The organism is Clostridium sp. UBA2485, from assembly GCF_002341865.1.
Classification (GTDB): Bacteria; Bacillota; Clostridia; order Clostridiales; family Clostridiaceae; genus Clostridium_J.
This window is the reverse complement of sequence record NZ_DDOV01000118.1, coordinates 1-19020: the sequence shown is the minus strand read 5'-3', so window position 1 is coordinate 19020 and position 19020 is coordinate 1. Positions and strand designations below refer to the sequence as shown.

At 29.5% G+C, this 19020-nt stretch carries 20 protein-coding genes, 9 tRNA genes and 4 pseudogenes; 8 read left to right on the top strand and 25 right to left on the bottom strand.

What is annotated here, in order from left to right; translation table 11 throughout:
- The first annotated feature begins 53 nt into the window (after window positions 1–53).
- Window positions 54–1283, top strand: a complete 1230-nt coding sequence (locus tag B3603_RS21810) for an FprA family A-type flavoprotein (RefSeq protein WP_291568996.1) — start codon at window positions 54–56, stop codon at window positions 1281–1283.
- Window positions 1284–1679: 396 nt separating this feature from the next.
- Here the strand turns inward: B3603_RS21810 and B3603_RS21805 are convergent, their stop codons facing one another.
- The 3 genes and pseudogenes from B3603_RS21805 to B3603_RS23315 form a co-directional block, all read right to left on the bottom strand.
- Window positions 1680–2492, bottom strand: a complete 813-nt coding sequence (locus B3603_RS21805) for an alpha/beta fold hydrolase (protein ID WP_291568925.1) — start codon at window positions 2490–2492, stop codon at window positions 1680–1682.
- Window positions 2493–3264: 772 nt separating this feature from the next.
- Window positions 3265–5173, bottom strand: a pseudogene (gene cooS / locus B3603_RS21800) (anaerobic carbon-monoxide dehydrogenase catalytic subunit).
- A 68-nt stretch (window positions 5174–5241) separates the two neighbouring features.
- The gene (locus B3603_RS23315; protein ID WP_396153474.1) at window positions 5242–5409 is read right to left on the bottom strand and encodes a hypothetical protein; all 168 of its coding nucleotides are present in this window, start codon (window positions 5407–5409) and stop codon (window positions 5242–5244) included.
- Window positions 5410–5715: 306 nt separating this feature from the next.
- Between B3603_RS23315 and B3603_RS21795 the strand changes: the two genes are divergently transcribed.
- Complete coding sequence (locus B3603_RS21795) at window positions 5716–5919, top strand: hypothetical protein (RefSeq protein WP_291568923.1); 204 nt, start codon at window positions 5716–5718, stop codon at window positions 5917–5919.
- Between the two features lie 19 nt (window positions 5920–5938).
- Entirely contained in the window at window positions 5939–6244 is a 306-nt protein-coding gene (locus B3603_RS21790; RefSeq protein ID WP_291568921.1) for a spore coat protein, read from the top strand.
- A gap of 216 nt (window positions 6245–6460) precedes the next feature.
- On the opposite strand, the gene B3603_RS21785 is transcribed toward B3603_RS21790, so the two are convergent.
- On the bottom strand, window positions 6461–6733 hold the full coding sequence (locus tag B3603_RS21785) for a hypothetical protein (protein ID WP_291568919.1): 273 nt from the start codon (window positions 6731–6733) through the stop codon (window positions 6461–6463).
- A gap of 621 nt (window positions 6734–7354) precedes the next feature.
- Between B3603_RS21785 and B3603_RS21780 the strand changes: the two genes are divergently transcribed.
- Window positions 7355–7702 (top strand): YmaF family protein, encoded by a 348-nt coding sequence (locus tag B3603_RS21780; protein ID WP_291568917.1) that lies wholly within the window; start codon window positions 7355–7357, stop codon window positions 7700–7702.
- 330 nt (window positions 7703–8032) lie between these two features.
- Here the strand turns inward: B3603_RS21780 and B3603_RS21775 are convergent, their stop codons facing one another.
- The 3 genes from B3603_RS21775 to B3603_RS21765 all read right to left on the bottom strand — a co-directional run bounded on the left by B3603_RS21775 (window position 8033) and on the right by B3603_RS21765 (window position 8881).
- Complete coding sequence (locus B3603_RS21775; protein WP_291568915.1) at window positions 8033–8224, bottom strand: hypothetical protein; 192 nt, start codon at window positions 8222–8224, stop codon at window positions 8033–8035.
- Entirely contained in the window at window positions 8218–8463 is a 246-nt protein-coding gene (locus B3603_RS21770) for an AbrB/MazE/SpoVT family DNA-binding domain-containing protein (RefSeq protein ID WP_291568913.1), read from the bottom strand. The genes B3603_RS21775 and B3603_RS21770 overlap by 7 nt, the downstream gene beginning before the upstream one ends.
- 289 nt (window positions 8464–8752) lie before the next feature.
- Window positions 8753–8881, bottom strand: coding sequence for a helix-turn-helix domain-containing protein (locus B3603_RS21765; protein ID WP_291568995.1), 129 nt, complete (start codon window positions 8879–8881; stop codon window positions 8753–8755).
- A 2-nt stretch (window positions 8882–8883) separates the two neighbouring features.
- On the opposite strand from B3603_RS21765, the pseudogene B3603_RS23355 reads away from it, so the two are divergent.
- Window positions 8884–9088: pseudogene (locus tag B3603_RS23355) on the top strand (IS30 family transposase); the annotation flags it as partial.
- 347 nt (window positions 9089–9435) lie between these two features.
- On the opposite strand, the gene B3603_RS21755 reads toward B3603_RS23355, so the two are convergent.
- Entirely contained in the window at window positions 9436–10335 is a 900-nt protein-coding gene (locus B3603_RS21755; RefSeq protein ID WP_291568911.1) for a LysR family transcriptional regulator, read from the bottom strand.
- A 123-nt stretch (window positions 10336–10458) separates the two neighbouring features.
- On the opposite strand from B3603_RS21755, the gene B3603_RS21750 reads away from it, so the two are divergent.
- Together B3603_RS21750 and B3603_RS21745 are read left to right on the top strand one after the other, a co-directional pair.
- The gene (locus B3603_RS21750; protein ID WP_291568908.1) at window positions 10459–11037 is read left to right on the top strand and encodes a chromate transporter; all 579 of its coding nucleotides are present in this window, start codon (window positions 10459–10461) and stop codon (window positions 11035–11037) included.
- Window positions 11030–11593 (top strand): chromate transporter, encoded by a 564-nt coding sequence (locus B3603_RS21745; protein ID WP_291568907.1) that lies wholly within the window; start codon window positions 11030–11032, stop codon window positions 11591–11593. Before B3603_RS21750 ends, B3603_RS21745 begins: the two co-directional genes overlap by 8 nt.
- Window positions 11594–11873: 280 nt before the next feature.
- On the opposite strand, the gene B3603_RS21740 is transcribed toward B3603_RS21745, so the two are convergent.
- The 8 genes and pseudogenes from B3603_RS21740 to B3603_RS21705 all read right to left on the bottom strand — a co-directional run bounded on the left by B3603_RS21740 (window position 11874) and on the right by B3603_RS21705 (window position 16780).
- The gene (locus tag B3603_RS21740; protein WP_291568904.1) at window positions 11874–12128 is read right to left on the bottom strand and encodes a hypothetical protein; all 255 of its coding nucleotides are present in this window, start codon (window positions 12126–12128) and stop codon (window positions 11874–11876) included.
- A 140-nt stretch (window positions 12129–12268) separates the two neighbouring features.
- Window positions 12269–12781, bottom strand: coding sequence for a ferritin-like domain-containing protein (locus B3603_RS21735; RefSeq protein WP_291568902.1), 513 nt, complete (start codon window positions 12779–12781; stop codon window positions 12269–12271).
- A gap of 326 nt (window positions 12782–13107) precedes the next feature.
- Window positions 13108–13269, bottom strand: a complete 162-nt coding sequence (locus B3603_RS21730; protein ID WP_291568901.1) for a YegP family protein — start codon at window positions 13267–13269, stop codon at window positions 13108–13110.
- Window positions 13270–13749: 480 nt separating this feature from the next.
- Window positions 13750–14125, bottom strand: a pseudogene (locus B3603_RS21725) (Ig-like domain-containing protein); the annotation flags it as partial.
- A gap of 133 nt (window positions 14126–14258) precedes the next feature.
- Window positions 14259–14777, bottom strand: coding sequence for a helix-turn-helix domain-containing protein (locus B3603_RS21720; protein WP_291568899.1), 519 nt, complete (start codon window positions 14775–14777; stop codon window positions 14259–14261).
- Window positions 14778–15134: 357 nt separating this feature from the next.
- On the bottom strand, window positions 15135–15392 hold the full coding sequence (locus B3603_RS21715) for a hypothetical protein (protein ID WP_291568897.1): 258 nt from the start codon (window positions 15390–15392) through the stop codon (window positions 15135–15137).
- Window positions 15393–15765: 373 nt separating this feature from the next.
- A pseudogene (locus B3603_RS21710) lies at window positions 15766–16254 on the bottom strand (Ig-like domain-containing protein); the annotation flags it as partial.
- 145 nt (window positions 16255–16399) lie between these two features.
- Window positions 16400–16780, bottom strand: a complete 381-nt coding sequence (locus B3603_RS21705) for a hypothetical protein (protein ID WP_291568893.1) — start codon at window positions 16778–16780, stop codon at window positions 16400–16402.
- Window positions 16781–17120: 340 nt separating this feature from the next.
- On the opposite strand from B3603_RS21705, the gene B3603_RS21700 reads away from it, so the two are divergent.
- Window positions 17121–17465 carry a YmaF family protein gene (locus tag B3603_RS21700; RefSeq protein ID WP_291568891.1) on the top strand — a complete coding sequence of 115 codons (345 nt, stop codon included), beginning with the start codon at window positions 17121–17123 and terminating at the stop codon, window positions 17463–17465.
- Between the two features lie 605 nt (window positions 17466–18070).
- On the opposite strand, the gene B3603_RS21695 is transcribed toward B3603_RS21700, so the two are convergent.
- The 9 genes from B3603_RS21695 to B3603_RS21655 all read right to left on the bottom strand — a co-directional run bounded on the left by B3603_RS21695 (window position 18071) and on the right by B3603_RS21655 (window position 18988).
- Window positions 18071–18147 (bottom strand) — tRNA-Arg (locus B3603_RS21695).
- A gap of 107 nt (window positions 18148–18254) precedes the next feature.
- Window positions 18255–18328: transfer RNA gene (locus B3603_RS21690), tRNA-Gly, on the bottom strand.
- Window positions 18329–18348: 20 nt separating this feature from the next.
- Window positions 18349–18424: transfer RNA gene (locus B3603_RS21685), tRNA-Pro, on the bottom strand.
- A gap of 41 nt (window positions 18425–18465) precedes the next feature.
- Window positions 18466–18542: transfer RNA gene (locus tag B3603_RS21680), tRNA-Arg, on the bottom strand.
- Window positions 18543–18562: 20 nt separating this feature from the next.
- A tRNA-Gly gene (locus B3603_RS21675) sits at window positions 18563–18636 on the bottom strand.
- Window positions 18637–18640: 4 nt separating this feature from the next.
- Window positions 18641–18715 (bottom strand) — tRNA-Gly (locus B3603_RS21670).
- Between the two features lie 18 nt (window positions 18716–18733).
- A tRNA-Leu gene (locus tag B3603_RS21665) sits at window positions 18734–18817 on the bottom strand.
- 17 nt (window positions 18818–18834) lie between these two features.
- Window positions 18835–18910: transfer RNA gene (locus B3603_RS21660), tRNA-Lys, on the bottom strand.
- Window positions 18911–18913: 3 nt separating this feature from the next.
- Window positions 18914–18988, bottom strand: a tRNA-Gln gene (locus B3603_RS21655).
- Window positions 18989–19020: the final 32 nt, after the last annotated feature.

Here is a 19020-nt window from a genome sequence, read left to right as displayed (position 1 = left end):
AATTAAAACTATAATTAAGCCATAATATAGGTTAGATCAATTGGGAGGTAATAATTATGAGTAATATAATAATAAAAGATAATATTTACTGGGTAGGAAAAATTGATGATAGGGAGGTTCCTTTTCATAGGTTAACTCTAGCTAAAGGTACCACTTATAATAGCTATTTAATAATGTCAGAGTATCCAACAATTATAGATACAGTAGATATAGCCTTTGGAAAAGAATATGTAGAGAATTTAGAAACATTTATAGATCCTAAAGAAATTAAATATATAGTTATAAATCATACAGAGCCTGACCACTCAGGTGGATTAATTGCATTAGCAAATAAAGCAAAAAACGCAGTAATTGTATGTACAGAGTTAGCAGCTGAACAACTTAAAGAAATGTATAAACTTCACAATAGAGAATTTTTAACTGTAGAAGATAATGACACTTTAGATATTGGCGGAAAAACTTTAAGATTTATAGAAACTCCTTATCTTCATACAGAAGAAACGATGATTACTTATTTAGAAGAGGATAAAATATTATTTCCTTGTGATATATTTAGTACTCATATAGCAAACTATGATTATTTTAATGATTTAGCTAAAGAAGACATTGTTGAGGATTTTAAGGTTTATTACAATTTAATAATGCACCCTCATAGAAAATATGTGCAAGACATGATAAAGAAGATTTCTAAATTAGATATAGATATAATTGCGCCTTCTCATGGTTATATATTGAGAAGTGATGTTAAAAAATTCATATCAATATATGATGAAATGAGTAGTAAAAATGTTAAAGATAGAAAGGCGTTAATATTATATTCTACTATGACTAATAATACCAAAAAAATATCAAATGAAATCTATGATTATATTACAGAAGAAGGAATAACTAGTGAAATACTAAATGTTAATAAGAGTTCTAAGGAAGAAATCTTTAAATCACTAGATGAAGCTAATTTAATTTTCTTAGGCAGTTCTACCAAATATGGTGATATGATAGGAGAAATGGAAGACATATTAAAAGAATTAAAAGATAAAGATTATAGCAATAAATTTGCCGTAGCTTTTGGATCTTATGGATGGAGTGGAGAAGCAATTGAAATAATTCAAGACTATTTGCTAAAAACAAATATGAATACTCTGTCTACTTCAAAGGTTATAACCTCTACAGGAATTAGTGACATACTATTTCCCATTAGAGTTAAATTTACTCCTAAAGAAGAAGATTTAATGAAGTTAAGAAAGTCTCTAAACTTTGCAATAGATTTAATAAACTCTAAATAATGTTTTAATTAGACATTTATTTTTAAGAATGTGTAAAAAGTCTGTGTAAACCTAATTTTGGATATACTATTGAAAGATATTCAAAGGAGTTCACAGACTTTTATTATGTAAAAAAATTAGAGAGTAATTGAAATAGATATCTTACAACTAATACTTACCTTTTAAATAGCTAAATTATCTACAAATACAAAGCTTATATTTGTATTTGTAGATAATTTTACTTTAGTTTCCAATTAAATAATATACTTTAAAAAGATATGAAATAAAGAAATCTTTTATTTATTCTATACCTTAATATTAAGCTTTATTAAATTTCTTATATTTATAAAAGGAAATTATAAAAGCACCTAGTCCCCTAGATGCTTTTATAAAATTTATTCTAACTTCTACAAAACTTTATTCTTCAATAAATTTCATCAATTCTTTGTTAAATCTGTCTTGTTCATCATAGAATGTTGCGTGACCGCTGAATTTAAATGGTATAAGCTTTGAATTTTTAATACATTGATTTTGTACTTCACCTAGCGAGAATGGAACAACTTTGTCATGAATGCCGTGAATAATTAAGGTTGGGACATTTATTGTTTCTAGATCAGAAAATAATACTTCACGTAACCAAGTATTTGCAATACTTGCAGTTGCCCACCCAGCTGCTTGTAATCCCAATTGGAAAAACCAATCAGATAATGCCTCAGTTATATGCTGAAAGAAAAATATGTCTCCGAAATCCCGTAACATTTTAGGACGATCGGTGTATGTTCCCTGAATAATTTTGGTTACATCTTCTTTTTCTAAACCATATGGAAAATTGGGACGTTTGATAAGACTAGGCGCCGCTGCATCAAAAAGAGCAAGTTTACATACTCCATGTCCTCTATGACGAGCCATATATCGAATAGCTATAGCTCCCCCGGTTGAATGTCCTGCAAGTGTGAAATTACGTAATTCTAACTCATCAACCACGCATCTAACATCATCTGACAATCTATTGTAGTCGTAACCTGTATAAGGCTTATCCGAATCTCCAAATCCTCTCATATCTATTCCGATGCATCTATAACCCATTTTGGGAAGCTGGTTAAATTGATATTCGAATAAATTATGACTACCAGGCCAGCCGTGTAAAAATAAGATTGTATTCTTTCCCGCTGGGTTAAGATCCTCCACATAAATTTTTACATTTGGTTCTACCCTAATATAATATCCCACTTATAACCTCCAATGAATAATAGCTCTATTAATAGATTATTCACTTAATTGTAAATATATTCCCGTACTTTCAGACATTCAAAAAGACTCTACTAAAAACTTTTAAATCTGAATTTATACATTTTAAATCTTTCTATATTTTCCTAAAACTTAAATATATCAATGCTTTAGACAATATATAATTCTACAACTTTATATAACTATCTAAACCTTATATAGAAAAAATGTAGAAAAGTAAAAAAATACCGCTAAACATCTAACATTCCTGAAAATGCATTAAGAGATATGTAAAGTTTATCAAAGGATGAAGAATCTTAACATTTTAGTGCATACCTAAATGACGTTAAATACCTCGATGAAGATAATAATTATGGTAGAGTGCACACATATTTAAGTATAATCTTAAATGCTACTTATAATATTGGCTCTCAAATAGGTATAAGAAAAATGGAAAAGCTCTTCTACAGAGCTAACCACTATTTTTTAGGTATACAATATGAAAGCTTAAAATATGCTCTAAAAAATAAATTTGCTATAAAAATAGCTTAACACCTTAAAAATTAAGGATTAATAATTAAAAGGAACCCTATATAGAACATGCTCTCAAAAGACCTACAGTACTATTATACTATAGGTCTTTTATTGACTGATGACATATATTAAAGTCTTCTGTTTTCTATGTTTTAAAATTTTATTTTATAATACTTTTAGCTAACTATATTTACTATGTAAAAAATTGAGTATTAAATATGCTTTATCTTTTATATATTAATTAACTTAACCCTAAACCTTTTCTCTTATTTAATATATGTTCTTCAATATTATTAGCTACTTCTCTTGGGTCATCGCCTAGTGCAATTTTACCACCGGTTAAGCTTTCTACATCTTCAGTAAGTAGTTTTACAAGCTGTTTTGCACCTGTTAAAAATGGAGTTGGAGATAAATGTGTATAAGCTCCATAAGCTACAGCAAATACACCATCTATGGTAGCTTTTTGTTCCATCCACTCAGGAGCTGTTACAGCAATAGGAAGCTCTGGTATATCAACATCAAGATGATTAGCAAGTTCTGTAACAAGCATAGATATTCTTCCTGTATCAGTACATGTTCCAAAACTTAATACTGGAGGAATTTTCAGCATATTACATACTTCTTTTAGCCCTTCACCAGCCATATTTATTGCATCTAAATTACATAGTCCTGCTACTTCAAGTGCATGATTACCACATCCACCTGCTACAACTAAAATATCTTTTTTAATCAATTCCTTTACTAAATTAACTGTGTTCCAATCTTGAGGACCATTTCTTAAAGTAGAACAATTGGCTAAAGCTACTATTCCTTTAATTTTACCTGCTGCAATAACATCCACTAATGGATCTAATTTATTTCCTAGAACTTTTACAACTGCTTCAGTAGAAAATCCTGCTATTGCCTTCTGTGTCATTTTAGGAACCATTGGTACAATATTATCTTTTCTCTTCTTAAAATTTTCTATGGCTAAATCTATTAGAGTATCAGCCATTTCATCTACCTTTGAAGGATTATAAGGAATCATATGATTTAGTCCAGGAATACCAATGATAGTGCTTACTCCTACTAAGGTCACTTGATATTTTTCAGCATAATGATCTATTGCAGGTGGTGAGCAGTTTTCATCCATGGCAAGAACATCAACTGTACCAGTAGCCAGAAGTGGTTCTATTGCTAACCAGTTCCCCATAAGACCTACAAATACATCGTCCACNNCTTTGTAATAATTCCTGACCTGTCTCAATTGATCCAACTATTCTAAGTCCTTTTGCACCAGCTGCTTTTGCTCTTTCCTGCACTTCCTGCATCTTTGCCTTTTGCATAGTGGCTACACCAGGCCAAGGTTGATGTCCATTAAATACAATGTTTACATAATCAGGATCCATAATCCCTAAATCCACATCTACCTCATGGGGAGTAGGTGTCCCAAATAAAATATCCTGCACCATTTCAAGGCCTATTTGTGCTGTATAAATAGTAGCCAATCCTAAGCTTAATGATTTCTTTGCTAGAGATACATAATCTCCATCAACATTTGTTAGACAGCTTGCTACTGCATTCTGTTCTTCATGAACTACTCCTGAAGGATATATTCCAAGGTCCTTCCATACTTTTTTTCTCTTTCTTGGTGCAAATACATCTACCATTACGCTTGGCTCATCAATATCACTTCCCATTTCATCCTCTAGAAAATTAGCTAAATCTATTGCCATTTTATTAATATCTTGATTTGTATTAATTCCAACCTTGTCACACATCCATTTAAGTTTATCTACATCTTTAATTGTAAAGGGAGTCTTCCCTTCTCCAGTTGCTCTTAATGTTCTAAAGGCTTCATATGCATGGTGACCATATGTACCAGCTCCCATAATGTTTCTTAGTAACATATTTCTCATTGCCATAGCATCTGGACCAATACCACAAACACCTTTTCCCTGCTCTCCTTTAAGGTTAATTCTACATGGACCTTGAGAGCATAATTGGCAACTTAATCCTTCTAGACAGAACTTACATCTAATTTTTTCCTGAGATGCCCATCTGTCAAATACATTTGACATGCCATCTTCTCTAATTCTTTTAAGCATTTCCTCAACGGAATCGTGATAACTAACGCGTCCTTCAGTTTTTTCTAATATAGTTTCACTCATTTTAATATACCTCCTATGATTTATTTACAGCTTAATAAAATATTTAATGCCACACCTTCTTTTGTTTTTTATATTAAGCTTCTAATTTCGTTATATAATTCGTCCGTTGTGCCAGTTTGTATTAATTCATTATTTATCAAGTCAAAAGCATTTACAATAATTGCTCCTATTGTCTTATTATTATTTATAAATGGTTTTTTATACCTTTTTGTATTAGTATCTTCATTTACTAAGATATTTGTAAATTTCTGCTCATACTATAATTTTCTTTCCTACATTGTTATAACTCGTAACATTTTCCTGTGCTATCACAAAATTTCATAACATAAGAACCTAATTATCAAATTCAAAAATAGTTTATTATATCTATTCTTTTTTCTATTATCTGAAAGACCTTCATAAAATTCTAATATTGATTTTTGCTATCTTTAATTTCTTTTTTAAATCTTTTATTTAATGGAAAACATAAATCTTTTTATTACATTTTTCATGAATATATTATTATTCATTTAGCAACAATATTATCACGGAGGTGATTAATTATGGAAAATAACTCAAAACTAGCTCCTCATGAAACATTAGAACTTCATGAATTATTATCAACTAGTATTCTTGGTGTAAAAAAAGCTACTGCAACTTTAAATATGGTAAATGACCAAGAATTAAAAAATTTTTTAACATCTTCATTAGATGGTAAGAAAACTAGTCTTCGAGAATTACAAGGATTTGCAAAAGAGAATTTATAATATTTTAGGAGGTAACAATATGGGACTATTTGATATGTTGGATACTGATGACAGAACTATGAATCTTCTGGATGATAAAGATATAGCTTTAAGTAGTTTAACAGCATCAAAGGCAGATATATCTTTATTAAGTAAAGCTATAGGTGAAGCAACTAATCCTCAACTTAGACAAATGTTAACTAGTCAACTTAATTCTTGCATTAATGATCATTTTAAATTATCTGATATAGTAATAAGCAAAGGATGGTACCCTGCTTATGATACTCCACAAGAACAACTTAAAAACGATTTGACTAAAGCTGAGAAAGTTATTAAAGAAGATTAATAGATAAAGTAAATATGACGTTTAAAGAATTATTAAAAATGCCTTTAATTTGAAGGTTTTAATAAAAAGCCATGAGCTAATCTAAAGTAACTCATGGCTTTAAAATATTTCTTATAATTTAAGTGCTAATTGCATTGTAGTAAATTTATGATTTTTACTTAATAAGTATTTCTACGTTTTGCAAATAAATCTTTATTTATATTTAGAAGAGTTCTGTTATGAACTCTTGTATTTTTCTATATTTGTTTTATATAAATTTGATAAATACTTCTCTGGCTCAGGCATAGGATGAGATCTATTTGGTTTTGTAATCTTTTCATATTCATTGTATTTTCTAATTATCCTATCCCATGCTTCTGGAAACATCTCCTTAAATTTATTTTTAAAACTTTCTTCACTAATGTCTTTTTTTATCTCATTAAAAACAGCTTTTAGTTTTTCTTGTTTATTAATGATTACACTACCTCTAGAAACACGTTTTTTTGCCATATCATTACCCCCTTAATATATAACTACTTCTACACTTCAAAAGGTTTTCCTTTACTGAAAATTCGACTATTTCCGCCTTAAACCTCTGCTAAATTTTTTATAGTCCCTTTATGACATACACTTTTTTCAATTTTCGTAGCTAATAATACAACCTAATTTCTATAACTTCTACATGTATATGTACTATAAATATGTAGCCTCTCCTTACCTTATACCTAATTTTTTGTATTAAAAAAGCACCTACCTAAGTAAGTGCTTTAATATAATTTTAAATTGCTATTTTATCTTCCTAATATACAAAGTGCTTCTGTTACTTTTCTAATAATTCATTACAAAATTCATAAAAATTTCTATTTCCTATTTCCACTATTATTTTTCAAGTCAAGCTTTTCAATATTTTTCTTAAAAAACTTGACTTTCTATAAACATAATATGAATCTTATTCATAAGTGTGTATAAATGTTGTTTCATATATAAATAAAAAATTACATAGTAATATAGAGATTATTTGGCTCTAATAAAGTCTTGCTCTTTCTTACGCTCACATACTTAGCTATTTCCAAATTATTATATAGTATAAATATTTTACCTATTGAATATTTTATATAAGGAGGTGTTATCATGTTAGATGAATACTTAAGAGCTGAAAATTTTAATAATCGTCAAACTCATGTTCACGAATTCTTAGGAAGTGATAAATTCGCTGAACAAGGAAATGATAGGCATAATCATAGATTTGCTGGTGTTACAGGCCCAGTTATTCCTATGGGTAATTCTCACGTTCACGCTATCTTAACTAATACTGATTTTTTCTCATATCACTATCATGGAATAGATGCAGTTACAGGACCAGCTATCGATGTTGGTAATGACAAACATATTCACTTAACAACAGGTACTACAACATTAGATGATGGACATATTCATCATTTTGTTTTTACGACTCTTATTGAAAGTCCATCAAGTTAATAATAAAGATATATTTTCATTTCCATTTCAAAATATAAATAATTGATAAGATTTTAAAAGCACCTATTCATCTAGATGCTTTTAAAGATTTTCTTAGTTTTTTCGTAAAATAAAAAAGCTAGAGAACTATTTATTTCTCTAGCTTTATCTATGATGCACCTAATGAGATTAGCACTCACGGTCTTTTAATTCGAGGTTTCACGTTAGTAATTACATCTAGCTTATTTTAGTTACATTTAGTAGGGTAGATAGTTTAAAATCTCCATTCATCTAAATCTTCTAATCTTATAGCAACATCATTTTTCTTAACCCCTCTAGAGCTTCACTCAATTAACCCGTTATAAGCATTAATCTTGTTGCTATTTCATTATTAATATTATTTTCTATTAGATCTTCTTTTTTATAATTAAGCATAATGTATTCTATTAATACCATTTTAGATGCCTCATAATCTTCCAAAAAACCATGACTCCTAGCACTTTCATACGCTTTCTTAACTAATTCTTTTATTTCTATTACCATCCACTTCTTAATTTATTTAAGCAACCATTACAAATATTTTTATCTTTATAATCTTTAATATTGCTAGCTTCTCCGCAAAATACACATGCTGGCTCATATTTTTTTAATATAATTTGTTCTCCATCTACATATATCTCTAAGCCATCTTTAATATTAATATCTAAAGTTTTTCTTAATTCTTTCGGTATTACCATTCTACCTAACTCATCTACTTTTCTTACTATCCCTGTTGATTTCATAATATATTCCTCCATATCTGTTGACTATTAGTTTACAGTGAACTACTCCCACTCTAGAAGTGTGAGCTTCTTGGTCAATATTCGTGACGAAACAAGTTTACCAAGCTTACAAGGTAGTTCCTACCCCAATATTCCCTAATCTAGCTATTAAGTTTTTTAAGTTCTTACTGGCATTATAATCTCTATCGTGATGTGTTCCACAGTTCGGATAAATTCATTCTCTAAGTGCTTTTAGGAACTCAAATTCTTTTTTATATTGAGAAGAAGAATTTTTAAGCATTTCACTAGTTTAGTTATAATGTTCTATCGTATCTCCTAACATTTTATTATAGATAAATCTAGTACAACCGAAAGTCCTTGATAAATATAGATTTTGTTGTTCATTTGGGTAAATCCTATATTTATAAGTTTTTAACATCACTTTATTTATCCTTTAAGAAAGGAACTAATAAACGTGATAACAGTCTCCTACTTCGATTTATCCCGAAGGAAAAACGTATGTCAAACTATAATTCCAATGATATTCCATTTATAGAGAATTGAATGAACACACTCTCTAGAAGAATACTCAAATACAACTCCAGAAGAGCTGTTTGAAGCACAGTTATATATAATATACGCTGCATATCAAAAATTTAGGGCATTAAAACATTTTCCACTTTCTATTAGTTCAGTAATTTTGTCCATATCTTCTATTCTGCCTTCTCATATTCTGATTTTAACCATTCAATATATTTATTTTTATTCATATAAACCCCATGAAATTAATTTTGAATATATTTTTATTGTGAACAAAAGCTAGAAAACCATTGGCTTCTCTAGCTTTATCTATGGTGAACCTAGCGATATTCAAACTCACGGCCTTTAGATTGGAAGTTATGTACCAGTAATTACACGTAATTTATTTTGGTTACATTTAGTAGCGTAGATGCCCTAAAATAGCCATTCATCTAAATCTAATAATGCATTTAATTACTGTTCATGTATTATATTATCAATTACTTCATTCTTGATTATTTGAATTAATGTTTTTAAGCTCTTGGTTTGGATCTTCTCTTTATGAAATACAATATGATTTACACTGATTAGTTCAAAATTATTTACTTTTACTTCAAAAATCTCTCTATTACTAATTTCCTTTTCCACTAGTATTTTAGGCAACACACTTATTCCTAATCCTTGTTTTACCGCATAAATCAAAGCTTGCGAATTCACACTTGTCCACTCTGGACTTACTCTTATATTATGTAACAATAATGCACTATCAAAAACATCACGAATCGCACTGCCTTCTTCTCTTAGTAATAATCTTTCCTTTATTAATGTATTAAAATCTATGGATTCTTCTAAAGCAAATTTATGTTTAGAAGAACAAATTACTGCTAATGGATAGGATGAAAATGGAATTTTTATTAATTCTTCATTATAAATAACTCCTTCAATCAATCCTAAATCAATTTCATTATTAAGTAGCATATTTTCAACATTTCTGGCATTATCAATTATAACTTTAGTTGGAGTATTCTTGCAAATCGTTTCAAACTTTCTTATTGCTTGAGGTAAAATAAAATTTGCTATGGTTATACTTGATCCAATTTTAATGGTTGCATTGTCTTCTAAATCTCTAGCATTTTGTTCTAAATCATCATATAAATCTAACAACTTTATTGCTTTTTCAAGAAATAATTTGCCTGTTTCATTTAAATAAAGTTTTCTTGAAATTCTATCAAATAAACAAATTCCTAAATATTCTTCTAGCTCACTAATTGCATGAGAAACTGCTGGCTGTGTCATAAATAGTTTTTCAGATGCCTTTGTAATGCTTTTTTCTTCACATACAGTTTTAAAAATACGCAAATGTCTTATTTTCATACCTAACGCCTCATTCATTACTATTTAGTTATGTATTATATAAAATTATACTATTATACTTATGGCAAGTCTATGTTATATAATAAAAATACTGAGAATTAGTTTGATGGAGGAAATAATATTATGCGATCTAAAAAATTAAAACTCTATTTTTTACTTTTTAAAATCACATTTTCTATCAGTGCATTTACCTTTGGAGGAGGATATATAGTTATCCCTATGATGCAAAAATATTTCGTTAATAACTTAAAATTGATTAGCGAGAAAGAATTATTAGATATGGCAGCAATTGCACAATCAACTCCTGGTGCAATTGCCGTTAACATTTCTGTATTAGTAGGTTATCGTATTGCAGGACTCCAAGGTGCAGTCATTAGTTGTATTGGAACAGTCCTGCCTCCTTTGTTGATATTGTCTATCATATCCCATTTTTATAGTACATTTCAAAGTAATAAAGTTATTTCTTCAATATTAAAAGGAATGGAAGCAGGCGTTGCTGCCACAATTGTGGATTTAGTTATTGATATGAATCAAGGAATCTTGAAGGAAAAAAATTGGCTGTTAACACTAATGGCTCCTGCTTCATTTTTCGCTAGTTTCTTTTTAAACATTAATGTTCTAGTTATTATTTTTTTCTGCTCTAGTCTATGTTTTGCTCAAACTTATATAAAAAGTAAAGAAAGAGGAATAAAATATGATTAGAAGTATTCTTACTTTACTTATTAATTTTTTACAGATTGGCTTATTTAGTATTGGTGGTGGATATGCGATAATACCATTAATACAGGAGCGAGTAGTTGATTCTAATCATTGGCTTACATTGCAAGAATTTGTAGATATTATTACAATCTCTCAAATGACACCTGGCCCTTTGGCTATTAATACCTCCACCTTTGTTGGTATACGCATAGCAGGTATACCTGGAGCTGTAGTAGCTACATTAGGATGTATTCTATCTGGATTTATCCTTTCCATTATTTTATACAGATTTTTCGAAAAGAATAAAAATGTAGCTAGTATCTCTAATGTTTTGAAAGGATTACGCTCTACTTCTGTTGGGCTTATTGCATCTTCTGCATCTACAATTATTTTGATTACATTTTTGGGATCTACATCATTTGATATGAAAACTATTGATTTTAATATTACTGCTATCATTGTATTTATCATTTCTCTATTTTTACTGAGAAAGTATAAAATGAATCCAATATTGCTTATGATTCTAACAGGTGTTATAGGTCTGTTTTTTTATCAGTAACTTATGAGAAATACTAACTTCTATGAAATATTTCCCATGTTCTGTATTCAAAAAGCTAATATCAAAGTATATTTTTAATACTTAATTAGTGTAGCAAAACAGTGGCAAATTTTATTTTGCCATCGTAATTATTATTATCTTATTCCATGTTAATAATTTTATAGTTTTTAAATTTTTCATTAATAACTTAGCAAATTTCAAAAGGATTATTAGTTCTAAATTTCTAATAATTCTTTTTACTTTAATTTCCTGCTTTTATTAAAGCATCATGTATTTTTAGTTACTGACCATCTTCTATAGTTATGTATTTTTCTGCGTCTAAATTATCGTTTGTTATTATACTATCTAAAATTCCTGTACTGTCTTTTATTACTTCAATATATGCCATATCGTTACTTGGGACAACCTTATATTCTCCTGCCGGTATATGTACTCCTACTTTATACATACCATCTTTATATACTCTATCTTCTGGCTTTAAGGAAGGTGCTTTATCAAATGGATACATTTCAACGTCACTTATATTCAGAATCATTTAAATAATCCCTTTTAGCACGTTCTGCATATTTAGGTCTCTAATATCTGTCATACCATCATTCCATTGTTAATTGCTATTCGTTTATTTTGTACAAAAGAAAAGAGCCTTGTTAGTGACTCCATCTAATTTAATATCTCTTATTTAAGACCATTATATTTGTCTGTATCATATTTTAATAATAGTTGTGTTAAATGCTCGACATGCCCCTTTTCTTCATTGATTATTGAGTACAATGCATACCTTACATCATCATAAGGGATAATAGCTAAATGTTGTTCATATAGGACAATAGCTTCAAGCTCACCTTTTATATCTTCTCTTATATTATTTAAGATTATCTGCTTATCATAGTTTGGTTTATATATTTGCATAGGTGATTTAGCACCTGTTTTATCTTCAATATGATCTAGATATGCTCGATACTGCGCTGGATCATATTTACGAAGCAATGAAAGAATCATACCATAATGCTTTTTTTCATCTCTCATAATACTTCTCCAAGCTTCATTAATATCTTCCATATTTGAATTGGCAATATGATCAACATATCCGTTTATCGCATAAATTTCAGCTATCAATATCTCCCTTAATTTATTTGTATCAAGTATAGCAACTCCCTGTGGTTGACCATGCGGATTAGTATAACTCATTCAAGCCTCCTATAAAATATTTCTATAACATATTATTCATCAATGTTCAATTATATTCATAATATATATACTACTAAAAATATAGGAGGGTTATAGTGTATAATTATTTCCGCTTAACTCTATTTTATGCTTAAACATATCTAAGTGCTTTCCAATATGCTAAGGTATTTACTTTAAATGCAATTTAACTTCTATCCCATAGCCTCTCTGTTTAATGCTATATATTGCACTAATTTATATTTTACAATAACATCTTTATAATTTTCCTTATCTATTAGCTTATTTTATGCATTAAAAAAGAGCCTTCTTAAGAGCTCTTTTAATACTTAATCTTTGTAACCATGTCTTTTAGCATTTCCTATGCAATCCAATCTATTCACATATCCCTCATCAGAAGCACCAACTATTCTTCCATTAGGAGCCGTTCTTCTCCATCTCCATTTTCCATCATTATCTTTATAAAATTCCCATTTATCTTCACTTGGCATATGCTCACCTCTTTTTATGCATTAGTATGCTAACTATTTTATTAAATTATGTATTATTTATATCCAATTTATGTTCACGTTGGTATCTTCTAAACCATAGTAACTCCTTTTCTAGTTAGCTTTATAATACCACTTTACTTTTTACATATTAAAATTTTTTATATAAAATTCTTTTAAACTGTAAATAATAGGATTATGAAGCAAAAGGAGTGATGATACTATAAAAAATTATTTTGATTTAATCTGCCAACTTATTGGATTACTTAATTCTACACTAAGTATTTGTAAATTTTTAAAAAGTGATTTTAAAAAACTCTAAGACTTATAGCTTAGAGCTATATGTCAGATAATAAAAATATTAAAATAATTATTGTCACTTTAGATTTTCATTTCTTTCTAAAGATAGCACCTGGTTTCCTAAGTGTTATAAAAAGGATGTAAAAAAAGCACCTACATAAGTAAGTACTCTAATTTTCTATTTTATTTACTTATTTCATATTCTCTTACTTCAAAAGATACTATCTTATCATGTACTATATATTCTTCTACTGATGTATATGGATTAAGCTTTTTATCAAATGAATATAATGCTGAACCTTTACCCCTAGCTCTTTCTTCATACCAGTTTATAAATTTATTTACTTCTGCCATGCTTACATCATATTCTTTTGTAACTCCATTTACTAAAGAAATACTTAAAATTGCATTGTTCTTATTTTCTTCTACTAGTTTGCTTACATTTACTTCACAANNTTAAATCAGTATTTTCTACTTTAGCTATTATTGTTGCTTGTCCTTCTTTTATAGCTGTTACATTTCCATTTTCATCTACTTTTGCTATGCTTTCATCACTTGTTTAATCGGTTCTGTGATAGATTCATCTTTATTCGGACGATTAAATCTTTGTTGCCAATACATATAAGTTGCTTTAGGAAATTTAGTAGCTTCAAGGAGAATAGAAAGTTTGAAATCTGAACGTAATTCGTGAATTACTCTTGATTGGATTTCGTTTTTAGCCTTTCTGGAATGTCCATCCCCAAAGCTTGCAACTTTTTTATAAAAGCAAGCTCCGCTTTTAAAAGTTCAACTTCATGCTCTAATTCTTGTTCTCTTGTTAATTTCTTTTCTTGTTTTGTAGATTTGTTCTTCAATGTTGGACATCCTTTCGCTTTAGATAAAGCTATTATACCATACTTTTCCCATTTTATTTTCCAATTATTTATTAAAGTTGGGTTATTTAAACCATAATGGTTGGCAGTTTCTTGAACAGATTTCTCCGTTCTTGACATATAGTTAAGTACATCTACTTTGAATTGAACAGAGTAAGAAGAGTTACTCTTTTTCCTTTTCAGTCCATCTTCACCTAAAGTTTTATAAGCATTAACCCAACGTCTTACAATAATTTCTTGAGGAATTCCGAACATCTTAGCAACCCTATTATATCCACCTTTCCCTTCGAGATATGCTTTTACAATTTTTAATTTTAATTCAAAACTATATTTAGCCATAAAAAATACACCTCCAAAAGTTAGATTTTTAGGTCTAACTTTTGGGGTGCACTTCATTTTGAGTGTCTTAAATCTAGCTTAATACATTAATATTGTAATCTATTTGGTTGGCGACCTACTTACTATAAAGCTCTTTTGCAAAACTAAATTATCTTACTTCGTAGTTTTTCTTTGAAAATTTCTGCAAGTAAATATTTTTAAAAAATCAATAGAGTCTTTAAAAGGATTGGTATTTAAATACCAATCCTAGAGAATTATAGATTATTTAAATCTATTACTATAACATATAAAATTTTATTGCTTAATCTCAGTAAGAGTATTATTAGTAAGCTCTATATTGATTTTATTAAAGCAATATTATAATAAGGAGAGAAGAAATAATAAAGAAAGTAGTCCACCACCGTCATTATTCCAATCGTCTCTTCTACAATGGTCTCTTCTACGACACTCTCTTTCGCATCTTCTTTCGCATCTTCTTTCGCACTCTCTTCTGCATCTTCTGTCTCTATCACAACGGTCTCTGTCTTCTCTTCTACAATCATCTCTGTCTCTATCACGGAAGTCATCAAAATCACTATTGGAATCAGAAAAGCTAAATAAATCTTGATTACTCATTATTAATTCCCCCAATTAATTTATAATTATTATCTGTAATGTCAAATTTATCAATGGCTTGTACATTTATAATTGCTCTTAATCATAATATATAAATATTATGAAAAATTGTGATTTAAAAAACATTATTATAAAAAATATATATATAATAAAAAACTAGATTAATATATAATTTTCTTGATTTTATTTCATAATTTACTCTTTCCCCCATACGACAAATAGTTGGTTTTAACATTTATATATCTCCTTTTTTATTTTGATTAGGTTAATAATGCACACACCGCCCATCACATCAAAATAAAATAGCACCTAGATTATCCTAAGTGCTATAAAAAGGGGACTAAAAAAGCACCTAGTTGCTAGATGCCTTTAATTATTCTCTTACTTCAAAAGATAATATCTTATCATGTGCTATATATTCTTTTACTGATTTATATGGATTAAGCTTTTTATCAAATGAATATAATGCTGAACCTTTACCATTAGCTTTTTCCTCATACCAGTTTATAAATTTATTTACTTCTTCCATGCTTACATCATATTCTTTTGTAGCTCCATTTACTAAAGAAATACTTAAAATTGCATTGTTCTTATTTTCTTCTACTAGTTTGCTTACATTTACTTCACAAGTAGCTGTTAAATCAGTATTTTCTAATTTAGCTGTTATTGTTGCTTGTCCTTCTTTTATAGCTGTTATATTTCCATTTTTGTCTACTTTTGCTATACTTTCATCACTTGATAACCATATAACTTTTTTATTTGCAGCATCTTCAGGTAACACTGTTGCAGTTAATTTATCAGTTTGTCCAACTTTTAAATCAATTGATGATTTATCTAATGATATAGATTCAGTTTTAATCTCATATGGTAACAATTCTCCGTTTGCATCTATATCTATTGCATCAATTGCCATTCTCACGTTATCTGTTGTATATATCTCAACAAAATGTTCGGTATTTTTTAATGAAATATTCTCATAAAACAATGTTTGAAATTGATTTGAAATATTATATTGAGATAAATTTCCCATCAATTTTAATAATTATATTTTTACTTCTATTTGAGTGAAGATAGGTTATCATTCTTATTTTATCTCCAGTAAAATTAAATTTTAATTTTGAATCATTGTTTTCAGAATAATAAAATCCGTTATTCCAACTCCCATTTTCATTATTATAATACCAATTGCCTTCATAAGTAATATTTTTGTAGGAATCATCATATCTTTTCCATCCTATTTCAGGCATATGAAGTATATCACTTAACTTAGTACTATTCTCTTTTGTGTTATTTAGATTTTCTGCATCTATAACCGCATCATTAATTGAAGCAGCCTTTACTATTTTTGCATCATTAAAACTTAATGTCATAAAGACAAATGCAAACATTAGTATTAAAATTGATTTTAATTTTTTTCATTCTTTTGTCCTCCTTGTGTAGTTTGTACATATGCATTATATACTGCATAAATTTGCATATTCAAGGAAAAAATTACTACAATTTAGTTCATATTTTTTATAACTTTGTAATTATTGTAAAACATATTTTAAAATATATATTGTGTTTAAACATATTGGCCAAATTTTAAAAAGCACCTAGCCACCTAGATCTTATTTAACTCTAATAAAGTTTTTCTTCTTTCTTACATTCATATACTTCACTTTTTCTAAGTTTTTACATGGTATCAAGACCTTCTTTATTGAATATTGTATATAAGGAGGTGTTATCATGCTAGATAAATGCTTAAGCCCTGAAAACTCCACTTGTCAAACCCACGATCACGAATTCTTAGGAAGTGTCAAGTTAGCTGAACAAGGAGATGATAGGCATAATCACAGATTTGCTGGTGTTACAAGCCAAGTTATTCCTATGGGCAATTCTCACGTTCACGCTATCTTAGTTAATACAGACTTTTTCTCAAACCATCATCACGAAATAGGTGTAATTACAGGACTAGCTATCGATGTTGGTAATGGCAAGCATGTTCACTTAGCAACAGGTGTTACAACATTAGATGATGGTCATAATCATGAGTTTATTTTCGCCACTCTTATTCTGAGTCCATTGACTTAATAATAAAATGGGGAGATCTTTTCATCTCCCTTTTTAAATATAAATAATTAATAAAGTTCTAAAAGCACCTAGTCATCTAGATGCTTTTCTAAAATTTACTCTTTTTTAATAGCTGTAACCACATTTGTAATCCCTACTGTAGTTACTGGCTTTTTCTATTAATTACATATTAACATAACTGATCGACAATTTGTTGATTTAAAAGCGCCTATTTTACGACACCTTAACGACATAAAAGTGGTATCATCTTATTAATTGCTCTTATTTTAGCTTATCTACACGCTGATATACTTGCATTAAGTTTATATGATAAGTCTTCCATGTTGGAGTTGGAGAACTTAAATACTTTAATTTAACTACTGCAATTTCAAATTTTCCTAGTATATTTATTGCATTATTTATCTTTTCAATCAGAGCTCATGGAACATAGTACCGTAAGTATGACACTAAATGCTTACAGTCATGTATTACCTTCATTAAAAGAAAATGCTATTTCTAAATTAGAGAATTTATTATCCCCGCAAAAATCCCCGCAAAATTATATTTTCTTAGTTTTTTACAAAATAAAAAAGCTAGGAAATCATTGATTTCCCTAGCTTTATCTATGGTGCACCTAGCGAGATTCGAACTCACGGCCTTTGGATTCGAAGTCCACCACTCTATCCAGCTGAGCTATAGGTGCATAATTTTTAGTTTATACAAAAAAATTACTAAATATATCTGTGCTTCTTATGAACACTATTTAGTAATTGATATACTTTTAAATTCATCTTTAGTACAAAAAATAATTGGAGCGGGTGAAGGGAATCGAACCCTCGTAACTAGCTTGGAAGGCTAGCACTCTACCATTGAGTTACACCCGCATATCGAGTTTAAAATTCAGTGGTCGGGGTGACAGGGATTGAACCTGCGACCTCATGGTCCCAAACCACGCGCGCTCCCATCTGCGCCACACCCCGATATTTGAATTTATCACTCAATTTAATATGTTAATAAAAAATGGTGCGTCTTAAGGGATTCGAACCCCTGGCCCACGCCTTAGAAGGGCGTTGCTCTATCCAGCTGAGCTAAAAACGCACATCAGTGCTTTTGCACTTTGGAGCGGGTGAAGGGAATCGAACCCTCGTAACTAGCTTGGAAGGCTAGCACTCTACCATTGAGTTACACCCGCATGTTGGAGCGGAAGACGAGATTCGAACTCGCGACGTTCACCTTGGCAAGGTGACGCTCTACCACTGAGCCACTCCCGCATAATCTTTTGTTTTAATTGGTGCAGATGAAGGGAGTCGAACCCCCACGCCAAAGGCGCTAGATCCTAAGTCTAGTGCGTCTGCCAATTCCGCCACATCTGCATATTAATTTTTATATTTGGTGGCTCACCGGGGTCTCGAACCCCGGACCCCATGATTAAGAGTCATGTGCTCTACCAACTGAGCTAGTGAACCATTTGGCTGGGATAGCAGGATTTGAACCTACGAATGCCAGAGTCAAAGTCTGGTGCCTTACCGCTTGGCGATATCCCAACATTTAATTTATATATGGGGTGACCGATGGG